General features: G+C 71.0%; 16 protein-coding genes. 10 read left to right on the top strand and 6 right to left on the bottom strand.

Annotation, left to right across the window (positions count from 1 at the left end; translation table 11 throughout):
• Positions 1-16: 16 nt before the first annotated feature.
• Positions 17-3,922, bottom strand: a complete 3,906-nt coding sequence (gene murJ, locus V6S66_RS00325) for a murein biosynthesis integral membrane protein MurJ (protein WP_334204791.1) — start codon at positions 3,920-3,922, stop codon at positions 17-19.
• A gap of 73 nt (positions 3,923-3,995) precedes the next feature.
• Here murJ and V6S66_RS00320 point away from each other — a divergent pair, with 73 nt between their 5' ends.
• A complete protein-coding gene (locus V6S66_RS00320; protein ID WP_442885908.1) occupies positions 3,996-5,441 on the top strand; it encodes a CCA tRNA nucleotidyltransferase in 1,446 nt (481 codons plus the stop codon).
• 234 nt (positions 5,442-5,675) lie between these two features.
• Here V6S66_RS00320 and V6S66_RS00315 read toward each other — a convergent pair whose 3' ends face one another.
• Positions 5,676-6,296, bottom strand: a complete 621-nt coding sequence (locus V6S66_RS00315) for a LysE family translocator (RefSeq protein ID WP_334204789.1) — start codon at positions 6,294-6,296, stop codon at positions 5,676-5,678.
• Positions 6,297-6,387: 91 nt separating this feature from the next.
• On the opposite strand from V6S66_RS00315, the gene V6S66_RS00310 reads away from it, so the two are divergent.
• Both V6S66_RS00310 and V6S66_RS00305 read left to right on the top strand, forming a co-directional pair.
• Positions 6,388-7,032 carry a TetR/AcrR family transcriptional regulator gene (locus V6S66_RS00310; RefSeq protein ID WP_334204788.1) on the top strand — a complete coding sequence of 215 codons (645 nt, stop codon included), beginning with the start codon at positions 6,388-6,390 and terminating at the stop codon, positions 7,030-7,032.
• 10 nt (positions 7,033-7,042) lie between these two features.
• Entirely contained in the window at positions 7,043-7,342 is a 300-nt protein-coding gene (locus V6S66_RS00305) for a DUF2470 domain-containing protein (RefSeq protein WP_334204787.1), read from the top strand.
• A gap of 216 nt (positions 7,343-7,558) precedes the next feature.
• Here the strand turns inward: V6S66_RS00305 and V6S66_RS00300 are convergent, their stop codons facing one another.
• A complete protein-coding gene (locus tag V6S66_RS00300; RefSeq protein ID WP_334204786.1) occupies positions 7,559-8,650 on the bottom strand; it encodes an inositol-3-phosphate synthase in 1,092 nt (363 codons plus the stop codon).
• Positions 8,651-8,694: 44 nt separating this feature from the next.
• Positions 8,695-9,294 carry a PadR family transcriptional regulator gene (locus V6S66_RS00295; RefSeq protein ID WP_334204785.1) on the bottom strand — a complete coding sequence of 200 codons (600 nt, stop codon included), beginning with the start codon at positions 9,292-9,294 and terminating at the stop codon, positions 8,695-8,697.
• 224 nt (positions 9,295-9,518) lie between these two features.
• On the opposite strand from V6S66_RS00295, the gene V6S66_RS00290 reads away from it, so the two are divergent.
• Both V6S66_RS00290 and V6S66_RS00285 read left to right on the top strand, forming a co-directional pair.
• Complete coding sequence (locus V6S66_RS00290) at positions 9,519-11,930, top strand: transglycosylase domain-containing protein (RefSeq protein ID WP_334204784.1); 2,412 nt, start codon at positions 9,519-9,521, stop codon at positions 11,928-11,930.
• A gap of 73 nt (positions 11,931-12,003) precedes the next feature.
• Positions 12,004-12,909: a siderophore-interacting protein gene (locus tag V6S66_RS00285; protein ID WP_334204783.1), complete on the top strand. Its 906-nt coding sequence runs from the start codon at positions 12,004-12,006 to the stop codon at positions 12,907-12,909.
• 54 nt (positions 12,910-12,963) lie between these two features.
• Here the strand turns inward: V6S66_RS00285 and V6S66_RS00280 are convergent, their stop codons facing one another.
• Positions 12,964-15,135, bottom strand: coding sequence for an MMPL family transporter (locus V6S66_RS00280; protein WP_334204782.1), 2,172 nt, complete (start codon positions 15,133-15,135; stop codon positions 12,964-12,966).
• 155 nt (positions 15,136-15,290) lie between these two features.
• On the opposite strand from V6S66_RS00280, the gene V6S66_RS00275 reads away from it, so the two are divergent.
• The gene (locus V6S66_RS00275) at positions 15,291-16,439 is read left to right on the top strand and encodes a sensor histidine kinase (RefSeq protein ID WP_334204781.1); all 1,149 of its coding nucleotides are present in this window, start codon (positions 15,291-15,293) and stop codon (positions 16,437-16,439) included.
• Complete coding sequence (locus V6S66_RS00270) at positions 16,391-17,032, top strand: response regulator transcription factor (RefSeq protein WP_334204780.1); 642 nt, start codon at positions 16,391-16,393, stop codon at positions 17,030-17,032. Before V6S66_RS00275 ends, V6S66_RS00270 begins: the two co-directional genes overlap by 49 nt.
• 14 nt (positions 17,033-17,046) lie before the next feature.
• Here V6S66_RS00270 and V6S66_RS00265 read toward each other — a convergent pair whose 3' ends face one another.
• A complete protein-coding gene (locus V6S66_RS00265) occupies positions 17,047-17,493 on the bottom strand; it encodes an HNH endonuclease (RefSeq protein WP_334204779.1) in 447 nt (148 codons plus the stop codon).
• A gap of 260 nt (positions 17,494-17,753) precedes the next feature.
• Between V6S66_RS00265 and V6S66_RS00260 the strand changes: the two genes are divergently transcribed.
• Genes V6S66_RS00260 through V6S66_RS00250 form a run of 3 tightly spaced genes read left to right on the top strand, consistent with a single transcriptional unit; the run spans position 17,754 to position 21,240 of the window.
• Positions 17,754-19,388: a circularly permuted type 2 ATP-grasp protein gene (locus V6S66_RS00260; RefSeq protein WP_334204778.1), complete on the top strand. Its 1,635-nt coding sequence runs from the start codon at positions 17,754-17,756 to the stop codon at positions 19,386-19,388.
• Positions 19,388-20,314, top strand: a complete 927-nt coding sequence (locus V6S66_RS00255) for an alpha-E domain-containing protein (RefSeq protein ID WP_334204777.1) — start codon at positions 19,388-19,390, stop codon at positions 20,312-20,314. The genes V6S66_RS00260 and V6S66_RS00255 overlap by 1 nt, the downstream gene beginning before the upstream one ends.
• On the top strand, positions 20,311-21,240 hold the full coding sequence (locus V6S66_RS00250; protein WP_334204776.1) for a transglutaminase family protein: 930 nt from the start codon (positions 20,311-20,313) through the stop codon (positions 21,238-21,240). The genes V6S66_RS00255 and V6S66_RS00250 overlap by 4 nt, the downstream gene beginning before the upstream one ends.
• The last annotated feature ends 29 nt before the right edge of the window (positions 21,241-21,269 follow it).

Raw genomic sequence — 21,269 nt, 5'->3', positions numbered from 1 at the left:
CCTTTCGGGCCCGAGTCTAGCGGCGCGACCTGATCACGGAGCCCAGGCGTTGCAGCTCCTCCATTCGGGCGAGTCGCGCCGCGAGCAGGTACACCCCGGCCCCGAGGGCACCGGACACGAGGAGCCGGACGACGCTGTCCGCCGGACCCCTGGAGTCGATGCCGATCCCGAGCAGGGCCTCGCGAGCCAGCAGCATCGCGGCTGCGCTGCCGGCACACGCCAGGGTGAGGCGCAGGAGGAAGGCCAGCAACGAGGCGTCGACGACGGGGCCGAAGCGGCGGCGCACCCACACGAGAGCGATCAGCGCGCCGACGAGGTACGCCGAGCTCAACGCGGCACCCAGGGCCGGAGCCACGTGCTCGGGCGTCACCGCGCGCGTCAAGGTGATCGCCAGCGCCACGTTGGTGACCGCCACGATGCTCTGCACGACGAAGGGCACGCGGGTGTCCTCGTCGGCGTAGAACGCCCTGATCAGCAGGAACATCAGGCTGTAGACCACGACGGCGGGGGCCAGCGCGACGATCGTGTTGCCGATCGCTCCCGCCCCGTTGCTGGCGGCACCGAGCGAGATGCTGCGCGCCAGGTCGTGCCCGAGGCAGGCGATCGCGACCGCGACGGGCACCAGCAGGACCAGGGCCGTGCGCATCGTCTCGGCGAGCGTCTCGAGGAAGCGGGAGTAGTCACGGGCCAGCGCGAGTGAGGCGAGGGTCGGCATGATCGCGGTGGCGAGCGAGACCGTGATGACGCCGTGCGGCACCTGGCTGACGATGTAGCCGAGGCTGTAGACCGCGGATCCGGAGCTCGTCTCGTCGTTCGAGGCGCCTTGCAGGTTGCCGGCCGTGCCGAGTCGGTTGACCACGATGAACGCGACCTGGTTGACCACGATCGTGGCGAGCGTCCAGGCGCCGAGCTTCAACGTGTGGCTCAGACCGACACCGCGGAAGTCGAACCGGGGCCGGTAGTGGAAGCCGGCGGCCCGGAGGTAGGGGATCAGCACCGCGGCCTGCGCGACGATGCCGAGCGTGGAGCCGATGCCGAGCACGAGGGACTCGCCGACCGTGAACCCGTCGTCGCCGCCCTCGCGGCCGAACATCACCATGTACCCGACCAGGGCCACGCACGCGACGACGTTGTTGATGATCGGCGCCCACATCATGGGGCCGAACCGGCCACGGGCGTTGAGCACCTGGCCCACGAGCACGAAGGCGCCGTAGAAGAAGACCTGCGGCAGGCACAGGTACATGAGCCACAGGGCCGAGGCGCGCTGGTCGTCGAACTGCTCGGTGAACAGCAGGGAGTCGAACACCAGCCGCACGAGCAGCGGTGCCGCGAGCATCAGCACCACGGTGGCGGCGCCGAGCACCAGCAGCCCGAGCGTGATCACCCGGTTGGCGTACGCCTCGCCCCCGTCGGAGTCGGTGCGCATCGTGCGGACGAGCTGCGGCACCAGCACGACGTTGAAGACGCCGCCGGCCACCAGGATGTAGAGCGCGTTCGGGACGGTGTTCGCGCTGTTGAAGATGTCGCCGTTGAGCTGGGTGCCGATCGCCCAGATGAGCAGCAGGGCTCGGAGGAACCCGGTGATGCGGGAGACCAGCGTGCCCAGGGCCATCCAGGCGCTCGCGCGCGTGACGTCGGTGCTCGAGGCCTGGTCGACCCGGGCACGCTCGGGCTGGGCCTCCGGATCGGAGGCTGGGGCTGGGGCGGGCGTCTCGACCCGCGACTCGGCTGTCGGCGCGACCGAGCCGTCCGAGGTCTCGGGGATCGGCGCCTCGTCGTTCGGGGGGTCCGCCGGGGGTGCGTCCGCGGGCGGGAGGTCGACCGGCGGGTCGTCGGGCGGGTCGTCGGGCGAGGGTGCTGGCGCGGCGGCTAACCCGGGTCCGCCCTTGCCACGCGAGCGCTTCCACAGCCGCCGGGCCACCGCCAGCACCAGCAGGGCGCTCGCCACCCCCATGCCGATCCAGATGATCGTGCTGGTGTTGCTCGACCGAACGTTGAACCGGGCGACCGCGCCGATCAGGTCGCCGTCCGGAGTGACCAGCTGAGCGGTGAGCGACGTCGTGCTCTGCTGTCCGACGTCGAGCGGGATCGTGACAGTCGAGCGCGAGGCGGCCGGGACATCGACCGGGGCGACGTCGTCGACCTGCAGCTGCGGGTTCGTCGAGGTGACCCGGATGCCCACACGGATCGGGTTGTTCGTGGGGTTGTCGATCGTGACCGGTACCTGACCCTCCCGACCGGCGAGCAGGAAGCTGGGCGGCCCCTCGATCGCCGGCCGTGCGAGGTCGGACTCCAGGGCCGCCCGGCGCTCGTCCGCGATGGCGATCGCGGTGGTGGGGTCGGAGCGCCAGGTGATGCCGAGCAGGTCGGCCATCAGGAGCTCGTCGGACCGCGCGCCCGACTCGTCGGTCGAGATGGAGGCGACGCGTTCCGACACGACCTGCATCTCCCGGACCGCGTCGACGACGGAGGTGTCGGCCATCGCCTGGGCCGGCACGCCGAGCTCGGCGAGGTCTGCCGGTGGGGTGGCCAGGTCGGACGTCGGGAGCGACAGGAGCCCCGAGTTCCACAGACCGGCCACGTCGGCCATCCGCCAGGCCGGCCCCGGGTCCCAGCCGGCGGGAGTCACGACGACGGCATCGGCGCGCGACGCGGGGTCGCCATCGCGGTCGCGCAGCGCGAAGTCGCGCTCCGCGAGCAGCTGCTGGCGGACCGTCGCGGCCGTGGACTCGCCCGGCAGGGAACCCGACAGGTCGCGTCGCACGAGTGCGGCGGCGTCGACGTCCATCGACTCCAGGCTCACGACCGAACCGTCCTGTTCCTCCCAGTCCGCGAGGTCGGTGACGTCGACGAGCAGCGGCTGCTCGGCACCGATCCGGCGCACGACCTCGGCGTCGAGTCCGCCCGTGGGCACCCAGGTGGCCCGGGAGCCGGGCAGCTCGAGGCCCTCGACGACCCGGTCCGTCACCGCGCTCACGACATCGCCGAGCGGGGCACCCCCGGCGGCCGTGGTCAAGGCCGTCACGTCGGGCCCCCCGTAGCCGAGCAGCACCGTGGGGAGCGCCGCCGTGGCCGCGTCGAGATCGGCGCCGAACGACGTGAGCCGCTCGAGGTCCAGCTCCTCGAGGCCGAGGGAGGCGAGGTCGTCGGCGCCGGGCGCGGTGTCCTCGTCGGTGAGCCGCGCGACGACCTCCGCCAGCTGGGGGTCGAGCACGAGGGTCGCAGTACCGGCCGGAAGGCTCCGCGCCAGGTCCAGCGACCGGCGCAGCGATCCTGACGGACCCACCTGGGCGGCGAGGTCGTCGAGGCCGGTCGGGCCACCTGAGGCGTCGCGGCCGACCGGCGAGGCGAGGGTCACGGCGAGCCCGCCGGGCACGGCCGTCGGCGCTCCCGCTGTGCCGACGGTGACCACCGTGGCGGCACGGCCGATGGGGGTCGTCGACCGGCTGCCGTCGGGCGCGGTGCCGAGCACCTGCACCCCCAGCGTGCGCACCCCGGCGTTCGAGGAGATGTCGAGGTCGGCCCAGGGGACCGTGATGGAGAACCCGACGGACTCGCCGGGCTCCAGCTCACCCAGATCGGCGATCGTCTCGAGATCCACGATGCGGGAGCCCGAGAACCCGGTGCCTCTCGCGATCGTGTCGAGCAGGTCGGCCCGGGTCCGGTCCGGCTGGCGCGCGATCGAGGCGTAGGCCTGGGTGGAGGTCCACGTCACGGCGTCGTCGTTGCGGACCGTGCCGCTGATGGTCAGGGGCTCGCCCGGCACGAGCACGCCGGGGGTGAGGGTGTCGATCGTGACGGCGACGTCCGGGTCCGTGGCGGCGTTCACCGGCGCGACGGGAACCAGCAGGAGGGCGACCAGCCAGGCCGCCGCGACGGCGATCACGCGCGGCGTCGGACGCGCTGATCGGGGGCGGCTCACCGGACCATGTTAGGGGTGACGGTCGACGGGAGGCCGCGACGTAGACTCTGGCACCGTGTCGCCCACCCCTGCAGTGCCTTCCGGCCGCCCTGAGCCCGGCACCCCGGCCGGGCCTTCCGCCCGCTCGACGGAGCTGCTGCACCAGCACCCGGTGCTGACGCGGCTCGGTGAGCTGTTCGCGGAGCACGGCCACGAGATCGCCCTGGTCGGCGGCCCCGTGCGCGACGCGCTGCTGGGCCGACCGGTCAACGACCTCGACCTCGCCACGTCGGCCCGCCCCGAGCAGATCGAGCAGGTCGTCAAGGGCTGGGCCGACGCGGTCTGGGACGTCGGCCGCGAGTTCGGCACGATCGGTCTGCGCAAGGGCGACGACCAGATCGAGATCACGACGTACCGCAGCGACGCGTACGAGCCCGGCTCGCGCAAGCCGGTCGTGGCCTTCGGCGACACCTTGGTCGGCGACCTCTCACGCCGTGACTTCACGGTCAACGCGATGGCGGTCGTGCTCGCCACGGCCGAGCTCGTCGACCCCTACGACGGGCGCACCGCGCTGGCCGAGCGCCGACTCACGACGCCCGTCACCGCGGAGCAGTCCTTCGACGACGACCCGCTTCGCATGATGCGCGCGGCCCGCTTCGTCGCCCAGCTCGGCTTCGACGCCGATCCCGACGTCGTGGCGGCGATGACCCGACAGGCCGACCGGATCGAGATCGTCTCCGCGGAGCGCGTGCGCGACGAGCTCGACAAGACGCTGTGCGCGGCGGACCCCGTCGAGGGCCTGCGGCTCCTGGTCGACACGGGGTTGGCCGATCGCGTGCTCCCCGAGCTGCCGGCGCTGCGCCTGACCGATGACGAGCACCACCGGCACAAGGACGTCTACGAGCACTCCCTGACGGTGCTGGAGCAGGCGATCGCGCTCGAGCAGCGCCTCGACGCGCAGCCCGACCTGGTGATCCGTCTGGCCGCGCTGCTCCACGACATCGGCAAGCCCCGCACCCGCAAGTTCCACAGCGGCGGCACCGTGACGTTCCACCACCACGACGTGGTCGGCGCCAAGATGACGCGCAAGCGCCTCAAGGAGCTGCGGTACAGCAACGACGTGATCGACCAGGTCGCCGACCTCGTCGAGCTGCACCTGCGCTTCCACGGCTACGGCTCGGGCGAGTGGACCGACGCGGCGGTGCGCCGGTACGTCCGCGACGCCGGGGACCAGCTCGACCGCCTGCACGTCCTCACGCGGGCCGACTGCACGACCCGCAACGCCCGCAAGGCAGCGCGTCTGCAGCGCACGTACGACGAGCTCGAGCAGCGGATCGAGGTGCTCCGCGGGCAGGAGGAGCTCGACGCGATCCGGCCCGACCTCGACGGCACGCAGATCATGGCGATCCTCGGGATCGGGCCCGGCCGCGAGGTGGGCGAGGCGTACCGCTTCCTGCTGGACCTGCGGATGGACCGCGGCCCGATGTCCGAGGAGCACGCCACTGAGGCCCTCCGGGCCTGGTCCGCCGCCCGGGACTGACGTTGTGCTGCCCGCTTCCGCGGTCAGGTTCGGGTCGAGGTGACCGAGGCTTCGAGGCTTACGCCCCAGAGGGCGTTCGCACCTCAACCACCGGTGGGTCCGCACTCCCGGTGGTTGAGGTGTGAGTGCCGCCTGCGGCGCGAGCCTCGAAACCTCGGTCAGGTGCTGGGCTGAGGTACCCCTTTCGAGGCTCGTTCCTCGCACCTCAAGGGGCGGGGTGTTCCCCGTGGGGTTTCAGGCCTCGACGGCGAGCGCCGTCGCGAAGCCCAGCATGACGACGCCCGTCGCGCCGTCGACGCTGCGGCGCACCCGGGGCCGGGTGAGGTGGCGGGCCGCGATCGAGCCGAGCTGGACGACGGTCAGGAGTACGACGGCTCCCACGACGACGAGAGTCATGGCGTAGGCGAGCAGCGCCGGGAGTCCTTGGCCGTCGCTGACGAACTGCGGCAGCACCGCGATGTTGAACGCCAGGACCTTCGGGTTCGTGATGTTGCAGATGAAGCCCTGCCGGAAGGCGGCCCGGGCCCGCACGCGAGGTGCGTCACCGGCCACGGCCCAGACCGATCCGTCGCGCCGGAGCGCGTCGCGCAGCGCCGTGACGCCGAGCCAGGTCAGGTAGGCGACGCCGGCCCACCGGATCGTCAGGAACACCGGCTCGGACGCCGCGAGCACGGCGCCGAGACCCGTGGCCGCGAGGACGCCCTGCAGGGCGCCGGCGATCGTGATCCCGCCCATCGTGACCAGGCCGCGGCGTCGACCGCCCACGACGCTCGCACGCAGGGTGAGGAAGGTGTCGGGTCCAGGTGCCGCGGCGATCACGGTCGCGAACAGCAGGAACGTCAGGTAGGTCTCCACGAACAGGGAGGCTACGCCTGGGGGTGGTCGGTGAAAAGCCGGTGATTCCGGCTCGCCCTCGCCACCGCGACATCCGTGTCAGGATGCGAAGGTGGACCAGCTGCGTACCTACGGCGGACGGCCGGGGGCCGACCGCCGCGACGAGCGCCGGGCACGCCTGCTGAGCGTCGGTCGCCACCTGTTGACCGCGCCCGAGGGCCCGGGGGGCTTCTCGGTGCGCGGCGTCTGCCGCGCCGCCGGTCTCACGCCGCGCTACTTCTACGAGAGCTTCGCCGACGCCGGCGACCTGGCACGCGCGGTGTACGACGAGTGCATCGCGGCGATCACGGTCGACACCACCACTGCGCTCGGCGACCTCGGCACCGACAACCGGGCTGCGGTCCACCGCGGAATGACGGCCCTGGTCGACCTCATCGCGGCCGACCCGTCCCGCGGGCGCCTCCTGTTCTCGCCGGCGCTCGCCGCCGTGCCGGAGATCGCGGAGCGTCGTCTCAGGTCGACCCGGATGTTCGTGAGCCTGGTCGGTGCGGAGACGAGCGGCCGTGTGGAGCTGCGGGAGTCCGCTCCCGTCCACGTCGCGGCGGAGCTGCTCGTCGGAGGCGTCGCCCAGGTCATCAGTGCCTGGCTGGACGGACACCTCGAGGTCGAGCGTCCGGTGCTGGTGGTGACGCTGGCGGAGACGTTCCTCGCCCTCGGGCCCGTCGTCGCGCAGGGCGATCCGGCGGCGGACCACTAGGCTGCCGGCCGTGCCCCACACCTTCGAGCCCGCCGTGATCGAGGCGGTGCTCGCGCACATGAATGACGACCACACTGACGACGCCCTGGTGATCGTCCGCGCGTTCGGGCAGCCCGACGCCGAGTCGGCCACCATGACGGGCCTCGACGGCGACGCCGGCACGTTCGCGGCGGTGGTGGGCGGCGTCGCGACCGAGGTGCGCGTGCCCTGGAGCGAGCCGATCACCGAGCGCCCACAGATCCGGCGCGAGGTCGTCGCACTCCACGACCGTGCCTGCGCCGCGCTCGGCCTGGAGCCGCGCCAGCACTAGGTGGCCCCGGCGAATCACGCCACCGGTGGTTGAGGTGCGAGGAGCCCTCGGCGACGAGCCTCGAAACCGCGCTTGGGCATGGGTGCCGTCATCTCGCGGTGGTTTCGAGGCTCGCGCCCTTGCGGGCACTCGCACCTCAACCAGCGGAGCATGACGCGAGGGCCGGACCCCCAGGTGGGGATCCGGCCCTCGTCGGTCAGAGCGGTGAGCGCAGGCTCAGCGCTCCTCGGTGCCCGCGATGAACGCCTCCAGCTTCAGACGACCGAGGTCGTCCGGACGCTGCTCCGGCGGGCTCTTCATCAGGTACGACGAGGCGCTCAGCAGAGCGCCGCCGATGCCGCGGTCCTTGGCGATCTTCGCCGCACGGATGGCGTCGATGATGATGCCGGCCGAGTTGGGCGAGTCCCAGACCTCGAGCTTGTACTCCAGGTTGATGGGGGCGTCGCCGAAGGCGCGACCCTCGAGGCGGACGTACGCCCACTTGCGGTCGTCGAGCCAGGCCACGTAGTCCGACGGGCCGATGTGCACGTTCTTGTCGTGCACCTTGCCCGAGAGCGAACCGGTGAGGTTCGACGTGACGGCCTGGGTCTTGGAGACCTTCTTCGACTCCAGACGCTCACGCTCGAGCATGTTCTTGAAGTCCATGTTGCCGCCGACGTTGAGCTGGTACGTGCGGTCCAGCGCGACGCCGCGGTCCTCGAACAGCTTCGCCATGACGCGGTGCGTGATCGTGGCGCCGACCTGGCTCTTGATGTCGTCGCCGATGATCGGGACGCCGGCGTCCTCGAACTTCTTGGCCCACTCGGGGTCGGAGGCGATGAAGACGGGCAGCGCGTTGACGAAGGCGACGCCCGCGTCGATCGCGCACTGCGCGTAGAACTTGTCGGCGTCCTCGGAGCCCACCGGGAGGTAGGACACGATGACGTCGGCCTGCGTGTCCTTGAGGACCTGGACGACGTCGACCGGCGAGGCGTCGGACTCCTCGATCGTCTCGCGGTAGTACTTGCCGAGACCGTCGAGCGTCGGCCCACGCTGGACCGTGATGCCGGTCGGCGGGACGTCGGTGATCTTGATCGTGTTGTTCTCGCTGCTGCGGATCGCGTCGGCGAGGTCGAAGCCGACCTTCTTCGCGTCGACGTCGAACGCGGCGACGAACTCGACGTCCTTGACGTGGTACTCACCGAACTGGACGTGCATCAGGCCGGGCACGGTGCCCGCCGGATCAGCGTCCTTGTAGTACTCGACGCCCTCGATCAAGGACGTGGCGCAGTTGCCCACGCCCACAATTGCCACGCGTACCGAACCCATGGGTTCTCCTTCTGCCGTATCTCTCGTGTTGCCTGTGCTCGGGGTCATGCTGTCTGGCTGGTCGGGTCGGGGTCGCCGGTGTCGTCGCCGGAGGCCGAGTATCCGCCTGCACGCTCGCGATCGATGAGCTCGCTCAACCACTCGACCTCGCGTTCGACCGACTCCAGGCCGTGGCGCTGGAGCTCTCGCGTGTAGTTGTCCGAGCTACGCCGACCCCGAAGGGAAGCGTCACGGACGTTCTCGAGCCGCTCCTGGAGCCGACTGCGTCGACCCTCGAGGATGCGGACCCGCGTCGGTGCGTCGGTGCGCGCGAAGAACGCGAACCGGACACCGAAGTTCTCGTCGTCCCACGTGGCTGGGCCGGACTCCTCCATGACGTGGGCGAAGTACTCCTTGCCCTCCGCCGTCAGCCGGTACGCGATGCGGTTGCGGCGGCCACGGATGGCGGCCTCCGGATCGTCGTCGGCGATGATGAGGCCCTGGCGCACCAGCGTCTTCAGGCAGGGGTACAGCGTGCCGTAGGACAGGACTCGACCCCACCCGAGCAGGGCGATGAGCTGCTTGCGCAGCTCGTACCCGTGCATGGGCGAGTCGTGCAGCAGTCCGAGGACCGCCAGCTCGAGTGCCGCGCCGCGCCGTGCCATGTCAACCTTCGATACGTGGGATGGATATATCGGAACGATACATCGAAACGACGATTAGTCACACCACCGACGCCGTGTGACGTCCATGTCACCGCCGCCCCCCAGTCGCCCCGCCGTCACCCACAGGTTTGGTGAGCGTGGTCCCAACAGGCACACTTGAGCGGATCATCGCGACCAACCGGGCTTTCGGGCGGTGGCCTGACGAAGGATGGAGGTGCCCGCTCGTGGCGAGTAGCGACAAGGGCAGCGGTGCACGGCGGTCCGCCAAGCGGACCGAGAAGCGTGGCGGACTCTTCGCGGTCTCCCGCTCGATCGGCGGCGAGGGTCGCGCCTGGTGGGTCAAGACCCTCCGGTGGTTCGCGTTCCTCGCGGTGGCGGGATTCGCCACGGGCGCCCTTGCGTTCTTCATCATCTACCGCTCGATCGACATCCCCGATCCGAACGCCGAGTTCCAGACGCAGACCACCAAGGTCTACTTCTCGGACGGCACGACCGAGCTCGGGGAGTTCGCCGAGCAGGACCGCGAGAACGTCGACCTCGACCAGGTCCCCGCCTCAATGCAGGCGGCCGTCATCGCCGCCGAGGACCGGTCGTTCTACAGCAACCGGGGCATCGACTTCAAGGGCATCATCCGGGCGCTGCGCGACAACACCACGAGCGGTCGCATCGAGGGTGGCGCCTCCACGATCACCCAGCAGTACGTCAAGATCCTCTACTTGACGCAGGAGCGCACCTACACGCGCAAGCTCAAGGAAGCGGTCCTGTCGCTCAAGATCCACAACCAGCTCAGCAAGTCCGAGATCCTCGAGGGCTACCTGAACACCGTCTACTACGGCAACGGCGCGTACGGCGTGCAGGTCGCCGCGAAGACCTACTTCGGCAAGGACGTCAGCGAGCTGACGGTCCCGGAGTCGGCCTACCTGGCCACGGTCATCAACAGCCCCACGTTCTACGACCCGTACACGCCGGCCTGTCTGGCCGACGGCGCCAGCGCCGAGTGCCAGGCCGAGACCGAAGCGCGCGACGAGCGCCTCCTGCCCCGCTACGACTACGTCATCGACGGCATGGAGAAGTCCGGGGCGATCACCGCCGAGGAGGCCGACCAGTTCACGGGCGTCCTGCCGGCGTTCTCCCCGCTCACCGTCAACAACCGCTACGCCGGCCCCAACGGGTACCTGCTGAAGATGGTCGAGAACGACATGGCCAAGCAGGAGTTCAACGACTCGCAGGTGCAGGGCGGCGGCCTGAGGATCGTCACGACGTTCGACGCGCGGCTGCAGCAGGCGGCCGTCGACGCGGTCAACGAGGTCTCGCCCGATCCCCTGGACACCCCGGAGGGCCTCCACGCCGGGCTGGCCTCGGTCGAGCCGGGAACGGGTGCGGTCAAGGCGCTGTACGGAGGCCCCGACTTCCTGATCGACCAGTTCAACTGGGCCACGGCCAAGACCCAGCCCGGGTCCACGTTCAAGATGTTCGCGGTGATCGCGGCGCTCGAGGACGGCTACAGCCTCAAGACCAAGCTCAACGGCAACACCCCGTACAAGATCGGCGGCGGATCGGTGAAGAACGCCGGCGACTCCGGCGGCGCCTCCTACGGCACGCTCGACCTGGAGAGAGCCACGGCGAAGTCCGTCAACACGGCCTTCATCGACCTCACGGTGCAGATGAGTGACGGTGGTGACGTGAGCGTCGGGGCGCAGAAGATCCTCGACGCCGCCGTGCAGGCGGGCATCCCGGAGTCCGCGGTCGAGGGGATCACCCCCGTGGCGGTCACTCCGCTCGGATTCTTCCCCGTGTCCCCGATCGACATGGCCAACTCGTACGCCACGGTCGTGGCCGGCGGCAACAAGGCCGAGTGGTACGTCGTGCAGAAGGTCAGCAGCGCCGAGGGATCGGTGCTCTACGAGCGCACCAACGAGACCGAGCAGGCCGTGCCGTCCGACGTCGCGGCCGACACGGTGGCGGCGCTGCAGGGCGTCACGGGCAGCGGCGGCACCGGTACGGCGGGTCGCACGGTGTGCCCCACCGCGGGCAAGACCGGCACCGCGACGGCCGGTCCCGACGGCGACACCTTCACCTCGGCGGTGTGGTTCGTCGGCGCGACGCCGAAGCTCGCCACGGCCGTGATGTACAACCGCGGCGACGGCAACGACGAGCTCGACGGATTCCTGCGACCGGCCTTCGGTGGCGCGTACCCGGCCCAGACGTTCAAGGCGTTCATGAACGAGGCCGTCGACCCCGACGACTGCGGCACGTTCGCGAAGCCGGCCAACATCGACAGCGACAAGGGCGAGGTCTTCACGCCGGCGCCGCCCAGCTGTGGCCCGACCGAGCAGCTCAACGGCGACCAGAGCGGGTGCGTGCCGCGGCCCGTGCCGCAGTGCGACCCGAACACCCAGAAGCTCGACGGAACGGGTTTCACCTGCGTGCCGCTCACGTGCGAGGACTCCGGCCAGACCGGAACGTTCCCGGACTGTGTCGACCCGAGCCCGACGCCCACAACGCCGACGAATCCGCCCGCGGGGTCGGTGATTCAGAACGTCACAGCGTCTGAATGCATTGACCGTGGGGGCGCATGGACTCCATTGCCGACGACGTCCAAACCAGAAGCCGGCCGCTGTACGTCGAAGGGGTGACGTGATCGCGGTGGGCAGGCTCGGTGAAGGAAGGTAAGGTTTCCCTCACCGAGCACCCCACCGTGAGGACGTCATGCAGGTCCACTCCGCGCGCGTCAGCAGGCGCCGTGTCCTGAGCCCCCATCTGGTCACCGTCACCGTCGAGCTCGACGGCGACTACCCGTTCACGGGTGTGCCCGACGAGTACCTGCGGGTGCTCCTGGCCCCCGAGGGTCATCCGCTCGTGCTGCCGACCGTCAGCGACGACTGGGAGATCACCCAGCCCGAGGGCACCGAGCCGCCGATCTGGCGCGTCTACACGATCTCCGACCACCGCCTCGTCGACGGCCCGGATGGATCGCGCACCGCCGAGATCGACCTCGGCATCGCCCTCCACGACGAGGGCCCGGGCGCGACGTGGGCGCGCGAGTGCCGGCCGGGCGACGAGGTGGGGCTGCTCGACCCGAAGGGCCTGTACGCCGCGCCGAAGGACGTCGCGTGGCAGCTGCTCGTCGCCGACCTCACCGGGGTCCCGGCGATGGCGCGGATCCTGCGCGGACTGCGGCCGGGCCAGCGTGTGCGCGCCGTGGGCGTCCTGACCGATGCGGCCGACGCCGTCGCGCTGCCGAGCCCGGCCGACGTCGATCTGGAGTGGATCGTCGTCGATCGCGACGTCGACGTGACCGAGGCGCTGGAGCGCGCGGTGCTCGAGGTCCCGTTGCCGGGCGCGTCCGACGATGGTCGCTACGTGTGGTTCGCGGGCGAGGCCCGCGCCAGCCGCTCGGTGCGCAAGCACCTGCGCCGCACGCTCGGCTGGCCGCAGAGCGACTTCTACACGTGCGGCTACTGGCAGATCGAGGCCGAGAAGTGGCGGGCCCGCTACGACGAGGTCGCCGCCCAGGTCCAGCCGAGGGTCATCCAGGTCCAGGAGCTCGCCGCGACCGATGAGGGCCGTTACCTCGACGCGGTCGAGGACATCTACGAGTCCGTGGGTCTCTGAGCCGCAGTTCCCCGTGGCTCCGGTCGCCATCGGTCGCTGGCGCGACTCCATCACCTAGCGGGCTGCCGTGACCAGGTCCTCACGCTCGGCCTCCACGGCGACGAGCTCGTCGCGCGGTGCCGTGGCCAGGACCCGCCTCCACGCCCGGTCGCCCAGCAGCATCAGGATCGCTGGCAGGGCCACGAGCCGGATCACGGTGGCATCGACCAGGATGGCCACCGCCAGCCCCACCCCCAGCATCTTCAGCTCCATCATCGAGAGCACGGCGAAGATCGAGAACACCGCGACCATGACCGCCGCGGCGCTGGTCACGACACCTGCGGTGTCCATGACGCCGCGCTGCACCGCCAGCCGGCTCGGCAGGCCCGCTGCCACGTGCTCGCGCACCCGGCTCAGCACGAACACGTGGTAGTCCATCGAGAGCCCGACCAGGACCACCATGACGAACAGTGGCACCCACTCGATGAGGTAGCCGGGCGCTGAGAAGTCCATCAGCTCGCTCGCCCAGCCGTGCTGGAAGACCAAGGTCATGACCCCGAACGCGACGCCGACCGAGAGCAGGTTGAGACCGGCCGACAGCAGCGCGATCACCCCGCTGCGGAACGTCAGGCCCATGATCACCAGGGTCAGCAGCAGGACGTAGGCGATCACGAACGGCATGCGGTCGGTCAACCGGTGGACGGCGTCGTAGTCGGTGCCCGCGGTTCCCCCCACGGCGTACTCGTCGGTGCTCCCGGCGAGGTGCTCCGGCGCCAGCTGCTCGCGCAGCGTCCGGACCGCCGCGTCGGCGTCGTCGGAGTCCTCCGGGCGGTCGATGCCCAGGGTGAGCATCGCCGTGCGTCCGTCGGCCGACGGACGGATCGACTCGCCCGGCGCGGCCACGAGACCGTCGTCGGCGCGGATCGCTGCGTCCTCGAGGTCGCGCAGCCCTTCCCGCACGGCATCCGGGTCCGATCCCCGGGCCAGCACGTCGACGGTCAGCATCTGGCCGGGGAAGGCCGTGGAGATCTGCGTGATCGTCTGCACCTCGGCGATGCTCCCCGGCAGGGTCTCGAGACCGCCCGAGCCGATCTTCATCCCGAGGGTCGGTGCCGCCAGCGCCCCGAGCAGTACCAGTGCCAGGACCGTGGACACGCCCGGTCGGCGCACGACCGGGTCGAGCACGTGACGGCTGATGGCGCCCGGCCCGGTGCGCCGGTTGAGTCGCCACAGCAGCGGGACCCGCGGGCGGTCCACGCGCGGGCCCAGCAGCACGAGCACGGCCGGCAGCACGCTGATGGAGCCGAGCACCGCGACCGCGACCACGACGACCGCGCCGGTCGCCAAGGAGGTGAAGGTCGCGCCGCCGACGATGAACAGGCCGGTCATCGCGGCGATCACGGCGCCTCCGGAGACCAGGATCGAGTGTCCGGAGGTGGCGGCGGCGATCTCGACCGCGTCGACGCTGCTGCGACCGGCGGCCCGTTCCTCGCGTTCGCGCTTGAGGAAGAACAGGGAGTAGTCGACACCCACGGCCATGCCGATCAGCACGATCATGCTGGTCACGGATTCTTCGGCCGGAACCAGGTGCGACAACGGCGCCATGAGACCGATCGTCGTGATGACGCTGCCGATCGCCAGGAGCACCGGGATACCGGCCGCGACCAAGGCCCCGAAGGCGACCAGCATCAGGACCAGGGTCACCGGGATGCTGGTCACCTCCGCCGACCGCAGGTCCTCGGCGACGAGGTCGCCGACCGCGTCGTCGATGCTGCCGGCACCGGCCTGCTCGACCTCGAGGTCCGGATGGTCGGCGGCCACCCGAGCCGTCACCGCCTGCAGCGGTGCCACGTCCGTCTCGGGATCGGCCAGCACCACCTCCACCAGGATCGCCGTGCGATCGGCGTTCGAGACGGCGTCGCCGACGTCGGCGACGCCGTCCAGCGCGATCATCCGGTCGGCGACCTCGGCAGCCGCCTGCTGCATCTGGGACGCCTCGTCGCGATCGCCGACGATCAGGACCGACTCGGTCGGCGGCGGCTCGAGCCCGGCGTCGCGCGACATCTGCGAGGCCCGGCCCGACTCGCCCTGCCAGTAGTCGTCCTCCTGGACCGTGGAGGTCGGCACGACCATGAGCAGCACGATCGCGGCACCGACCAGTAGCAACCAGCTCGCCACCGCCCGCCAGGGATGACGCGCGCTCCACCGGGCGGACGCCTCGGCCATGTGGATGACGGAGTGGGACATCGGTGCTCCTCGAAGGTCGGGGCCCGGAGTCGAGTGCCGCGCCGGCCACCACCACCGTGCGGGCCGGGCCGGGCCGCCGTCAGGACGGCCAGGTCCCCGGCCGTGGTGGACCTAGGCCCACGGTGTGGTCGCCGACGACCCGTCAGGATGGGTCCGTGTCGACCTCTGCCGGACCCTGGCGCCTGACCGGCTTCGCCGCCGCGCAGCTGGTCCTGTTCCCGCTCGTGGTGGTCGTCGTGGTGCTCACGGCGCTCAGTGGGGTGCTGGCGATCGTCACGGTCGGCGTGCCGACCCTGCTCGTCAGCCTCCCGGCCCTGCGCTGGCTCGCGGACCGGCATCGCTCGATGGCGGCGCGGGTCCTGGGCCATCCCGTGCCGGCCGACCACCGACCCACCGACGGGCAGTCGGCCCTGCGGCGCACCCTGACCTGGGCCCGCGACCCCATGACGTGGCGCGAGATCGGCTGGGCGCTCGTGGGGGCGCCGCTGGGCTTCCTGCTCTCCCTGCTGACGGTGCTCCTGCTGGTGCTCGTGGTCACCGGGCTGATCTGGTGGTTCGGCACGCCGCACCTGATGTGGGCGCGCGCGACGCTGGACCGCTGGTTCCTCAGCAAGGGCCACTCCGAGCGGCTCGAGGAGCGGGTCGAGGTGCTCACCGAGTCGCGCTCCGCGGCCGTCGACCACGCCAGCGCCGAGCTGCGCAGGGTCGAGCGCGACCTGCACGACGGAGCCCAAGCCCGCCTGGTGGCGCTGGGCATGACCCTCGGCCTGGCCGAGGAGACGTTCGCGCACGATCCGCAGGCGGCCGTCCGGATGGTCGGTGAGGCCCGCGAGACCACGGCCGCGGTCCTTGGCGACATCCGCCACGTGGTGCAGGGCATCCATCCGCCCGTGCTGTCCGACCGGGGGCTGACCGGCGCGCTCCAGGCGCTCGCGCTGGACCTCGCGATGCCGGTGACGGTGCAGAGCTCGCTCGACGAGCGGCTCCCGGAGCCGATCGAGTCGGCGGCCTACTTCGCGGCGACCGAGTGCCTGGCGAACCTGGTCAAGCACGCTGCTGCCGAGCACGCGTGGGTCACCGTCGGGGTCGCTGACGACGTGCTCACGCTCGTGGTCGGCGACGACGGCATCGGCGGTGCGGACCCGGATGCCGGCACCGGGCTGCGGGGGGTCGCCGGTCGACTGAGCGCCTTTGACGGCACGATGAGGTTGAGCAGTCCCGCCGGGGGGCCGACCCTGATCACGCTGGAGGTGCCGTGCGGCTCGTCGTCGCCGAGGACAACGCCCTCCTCCGGGACGGCCTGATCCGACTGCTCGAGTCGCGAGGCTTCACGATCGCGGCCGCGATCGAGCACGCCGACGACTTGGGCGAGGCGCTGGCCGATCCACAGGTCGACGGAGCGGTGCTCGACGTGCGCATGCCGCCGACCCACACCGACGAGGGGCTGCGGGCCGCGGTCGCCGTTCGCGGCGTGCGCCCCGGGTTCCCGGTCATGGTGCTGTCGCAGCACGTCGAACAGCTCTACGCCCGCGAGCTCCTGAGCAGCGGCGACGGTGCGATCGGCTACCTGCTCAAGGACCGGGTCGCGGACATCGGCGAGTTCGTCGACGGGGTCCGACGGGTGCTCGAGGGCGGGACCGTGATCGACCCTCAGGTCATCGCCGCAGTCATGGCACGGCAGCGGACCGAGCCGGTCGACCAGCTCACACCGCGCGAGCGCTCGGTGCTCGAGCTGATGGCCGAGGGCCGGTCGAACGCGGCCATCGCGGACCGGCTGCACGTCAGCGAGAAGGCCGTCGTGAAGCACACCAGCAGCATCTTCACCAAGCTCGCCCTGCCGGTCGAGCCCGACGACAACCGCCGGGTCCTGGCCGTGCTCGCCTGGTTGCGCCTGTAGACGCCGGCCCGGGGTCAGGACGCGACGTCGTGCGTGAAGTGCGTGGGGCGCCGGGGCACGATGAGCAGCGGCATCCCGGCCTCGGCCGGGGTGCGGTCGGCCTTGCGGTGGTTGCAGCGCAGGCAGGCGGCGACGGCGTTGTCCCACGTGAGCATGCCGCCACGGCTGCGCGGAATGATGTGGTCGACCGTGTCGGCGTGGCCACCGCAGTACGCGCAGGCCTTGTCGCGGGCCTTGATCGCCGTCTTGGTGCACAGCTCGGAGCGGCGGTACATCCAGCGCGTCACGACGTATCGGACGAGCCGCAGCACCTTCGGCCGGGGGAACGGGCCGTACGTGCCGCCGGCCTCCTCCTCGATGACCGCGACCTGCCGCACGAGCATCTTGATGGCGTGTCGCAGGGACACGCGTTGCAGCGGTTCGTAGCTGGCGTTGAGCACCAGCACGTGGGCTTCGGACATCGTGGGCCTCTCCGAGGCCAAGAGTAGACGCATCCCGCACGGAGGGGGATGAACTTCGCATGTCGACTTCGCTGCCGTTGCAGGCGCTCTCCTCGATGCCGCCCGTGGCCCGGCACCCCCGCCGGGCCTTCGCCGCCCGTGGCCCGGCACCCCCGCCGGGCCTTCGCCGCCCCCGTGCCGGATGCGGCGCGACCACATCTCCGGTAGACGTGGAGGGCTGGGAAACACGTCTGACACGAACCGGACCTAGGGTGGCGCGAGTGAACGAGACGAGTCTCTTCGACGACTACGGCCCGATGGTCGGCTTCGACGAGATGTACGCCGGACCTGTCAGCGGACCGGCCGTCCGCGACGAGTACGGCGCCATCCACGAGGCCTTCCGCTCGATGGGCGACGACGAGATCCGGGTGCGAGCCGATGCCCTCGCGTCGTCGTACCTCGACCAGGGCGTCACGTTCGGCGTGGCCGGCGAGGAACGGCCCTTCCCGCTCGACATCGTGCCCCGCGTGATCGAGGCCGCCGACTGGCGACACGTCGACCTCGGGGTGCAGCAGCGCGTCAAGGCGCTGGAGGCCTTCCTGGCCGACGTCTACGGCCCAGGCGAGCTGTTCAACGACGGCGTCGTTCCCCGTGAAACCGTCGTCACCTCGCCGCACTACCACCGGGTCGTCGCCGGACTCGAGCCCGCGAACGGTGTGCGGGTCCACGTGGCCGGCGTCGACCTGATCCGCGACGGCGAGGGCAACTTCCGCGTGCTCGAGGACAACGTGCGCGTGCCTTCGGGCGTCTCGTACGTCATGACCAACCGCCGGGCGCTCTCCGGTGCCCTGCCGGAGGTCTTCGCCGACCACCGGATCCGTCCGGTGCAGCAGTACTCGCGCAACCTGCTCGCGGGCCTGCGGGCCGCCTCGCCGGCCGGCGTCAGCGACCCCACGGTCGTGGTGCTCACCCCGGGCGTCTACAACTCGGCGTACTTCGAGCACACCCTGCTGGCTCGCACGATGGGCGTCGAGCTCGTGGAGCCGCGCGACCTCGTGTGCCAGGGCGGGCGCGTGCTGATGCGCACGACCCGCGGCCTCGAGCCGGTGCACGTCATCTACCGGCGCATCGACGACGACTTCATCGACCCCGCCCAGTTCCGGCCCGACTCCATGCTCGGTGTGCCGGGGCTGGTCACGGCGGCCCGCGCCGGCAACGTCACGATCGCCAACGCGATCGGCAACGGCGTCGCCGACGACAAGCTGCTCTACACCTACGTGCCCGACCTGATCCGGTACTACCTGAGCGAGGAGCCGATCCTGCGCAACGTCGACACGTGGCGCATGGGTGAGGCCGAGCAGCGCGAGGAGGTCCTCGACCGGCTCGACGAGCTCGTGCTGAAGCCGGTCGACGGGTCCGGCGGCAAGGGCATCGTGATCGGCCCCGCGGCCTCCCCGGCCGAGCTCGACGAGCTCCGCGCCAAGATCCACGCCGACCCGCGCGCCTGGATCGCCCAGCCGGTCATCTCCCTCTCGACCGTGCCGACGCTCGTCGAGCAGGGCATCCGCCCGCGACACGTCGACCTGCGTCCGTTCGCGGTCAACACCGGCGACGACGTCCACGTGCTCCCGGGCGGCCTGACCCGGGTCGCCCTCCCGGAGGGTGAGCTGATCGTCAACTCCAGCCGCGGCGGTGGCTCGAAGGACACCTGGGTCCTGGCCGATCCGCTCGTCGATCCCGATCCGCTCGACGAGGTCGCGATCGAGGAGCCCGAGGTCTCCCGCCGCGACAAGACGCGCAAGGACAAGCCGCGGTCGGGCGTCGCCCAGCTGCAGTCGCAGGCCCAGGGCGCCCAGACCCAGACCCAGGGCGCCCAGACCCAAGGCGCCCCCACGATCGACGGGCAGGTGGTGTGATGCTCAGCCGGATCGCCGAGTCGCTGTTCTGGATCGGTCGCTACCTCGAGCGTGCCGACGACACCGCGCGCATCCTCGACGTCGAGCTGCAGGTGCTCGTGGAGGACCCGATGGTCGACGAGGAGCACTCGTGCCGTCAGCTGCTCAAGGTCATGGGCGTCGAGGAGCTGCCGTCGGTCGTGAACCGCTGGACGGTCCTCGACCTGCTGGCCCACAACCCCGACTCGTACTCCTCGATCGCCTCCACCGTCGACGCCGCGCGGGAGAACGCCCGGGGCGCGCGCGAGACCTTGTCGACCGACATGTGGGCGGCGATCAACACGATGTGGCGAGGGCTCCCCTCGGCACGCGCGATGCGCTCGACCGACATGTTCGCGTGGGTCCGCAACCGCACCGCGATGATCGCCGGCATCGCCGACTCCACCATGACCCGTGACGAGGGCTGGCAGTTCTTCGTCCTGGGCCGCAGCATCGAACGGGTCGACATGACCGCGCGGCTGCTGTCCACCGCATCGTTGGCGGGCGAGACCCAGCTGGCCTGGCCCACGACGCTGCGCGCGTGCGGCGCGTACGAGGCGTTCATCCGCGCGTACCGCGGCGTCGAGGCCGACAGCCTGGCGGCGGAGTTCCTGCTGCTCGACCGCTGGTTCCCGCGCTCGGTCGTCTCGGCGCTCGTCGAGGCGGAGAAGGCGCTCTCGACCCTGGAGGCCGGCGGTCAGCGCTCGGGCTTCAGCGACGAGGGACTGCGACTCCTGGGCCGGGCGCGCACCGAGCTGGAGTACCGTCCGCTCGCCGAGATCGTCTACGACCTGCCGACCGAGATGGAACGTCTGCAGCGCAGCTGCGCGGCGGCCAGCGAGGCCGTGACCTCGCGCTACTTCTCGCTCGCGGAGTCCCGCGTGTGGAGCGAGGGAGTGACCCTGTGAACGAGAACGACCAGACCCAGACCCAGTCGCAGTCCGAGTCCCCGACCCAGTGGCAGTCCCAGGGTCAGAACCAGTCCCAGGTGTCGCGGGCGCTGCAGCTGCGGATCCGCCACACCACCGGCTACGCGTACTCCGAGGGTGCCACCGCGTCGTACAACGAGGCGCGGATGACCCCCCTCACGACGAGTGACCAGACGCTGCTGCGCTCACGGCTCGAGATCAGTCCGAGCCCGTGGACGTTCGAGTTCCGCGACTACTGGGGCTCCACCGTCACGGCCTTCGAGGTGCACGAGGACCACGACCAGCTCGAGGTCGTCGCCACGTCGACGGTCGAGACGTCGGGCTCCACCCCGGTTCCGGCCGGCACGACCTGGGACGAGCTCGACGGCCTGGCCGACGAGTGGTGCGAGTTCCTGATGGCCTCGCCCTGGACGAACCCGCCGAGCGAGCTGCTCGCGGAGCTCGAGCCCCTGCGTGCGGAGTCGGCGACCCCGAGCGACTTCGCCGTCGCGGTCGGTCGGTTCCTGCACGCCTCGCTCGCCTACCTGCCGGGCACCACCACGGTCGACTCCACGGCGACGGACGCCTGGGCCGCGCGGTCCGGTGTCTGCCAGGACTTCGCGCACCTGATGGTGGGCGTGCTTCGCGTCGCGGGCATCCCGGCGCGCTACCTCTCGGGCTACCTGCATCCCTCGTCCGACCCGCAGGTCGGCGAGACCGTGGAGGGCGAGTCGCACGCGTGGATCGAGTGGTTCGACGGCGAGTGGATCGGCTGGGACCCCACCAACGACGTCGCCCCCGCGGGGCGTCACGTGGTGGTGGCGCGCGGGCGTGACTACGCCGACGCCCCGCCGCTGCGCGGCATCTACGCGACCGACGGCGTGTCCGACCTCTCCGTCGGGGTCGAGATCACCCGCCTGCGTTAAGTGCCGCTCGCGAGAGACTTTGTGTGTGC

Origin of the sequence: Aeromicrobium sp. Sec7.5 (assembly GCF_036867135.1) — a bacterium.
Taxonomy (GTDB): domain Bacteria; phylum Actinomycetota; class Actinomycetes; order Propionibacteriales; family Nocardioidaceae; genus Aeromicrobium.
The sequence above is the reverse complement of the archived record's forward strand: the minus strand, read 5'-3'. Positions and strand labels throughout refer to the sequence as shown.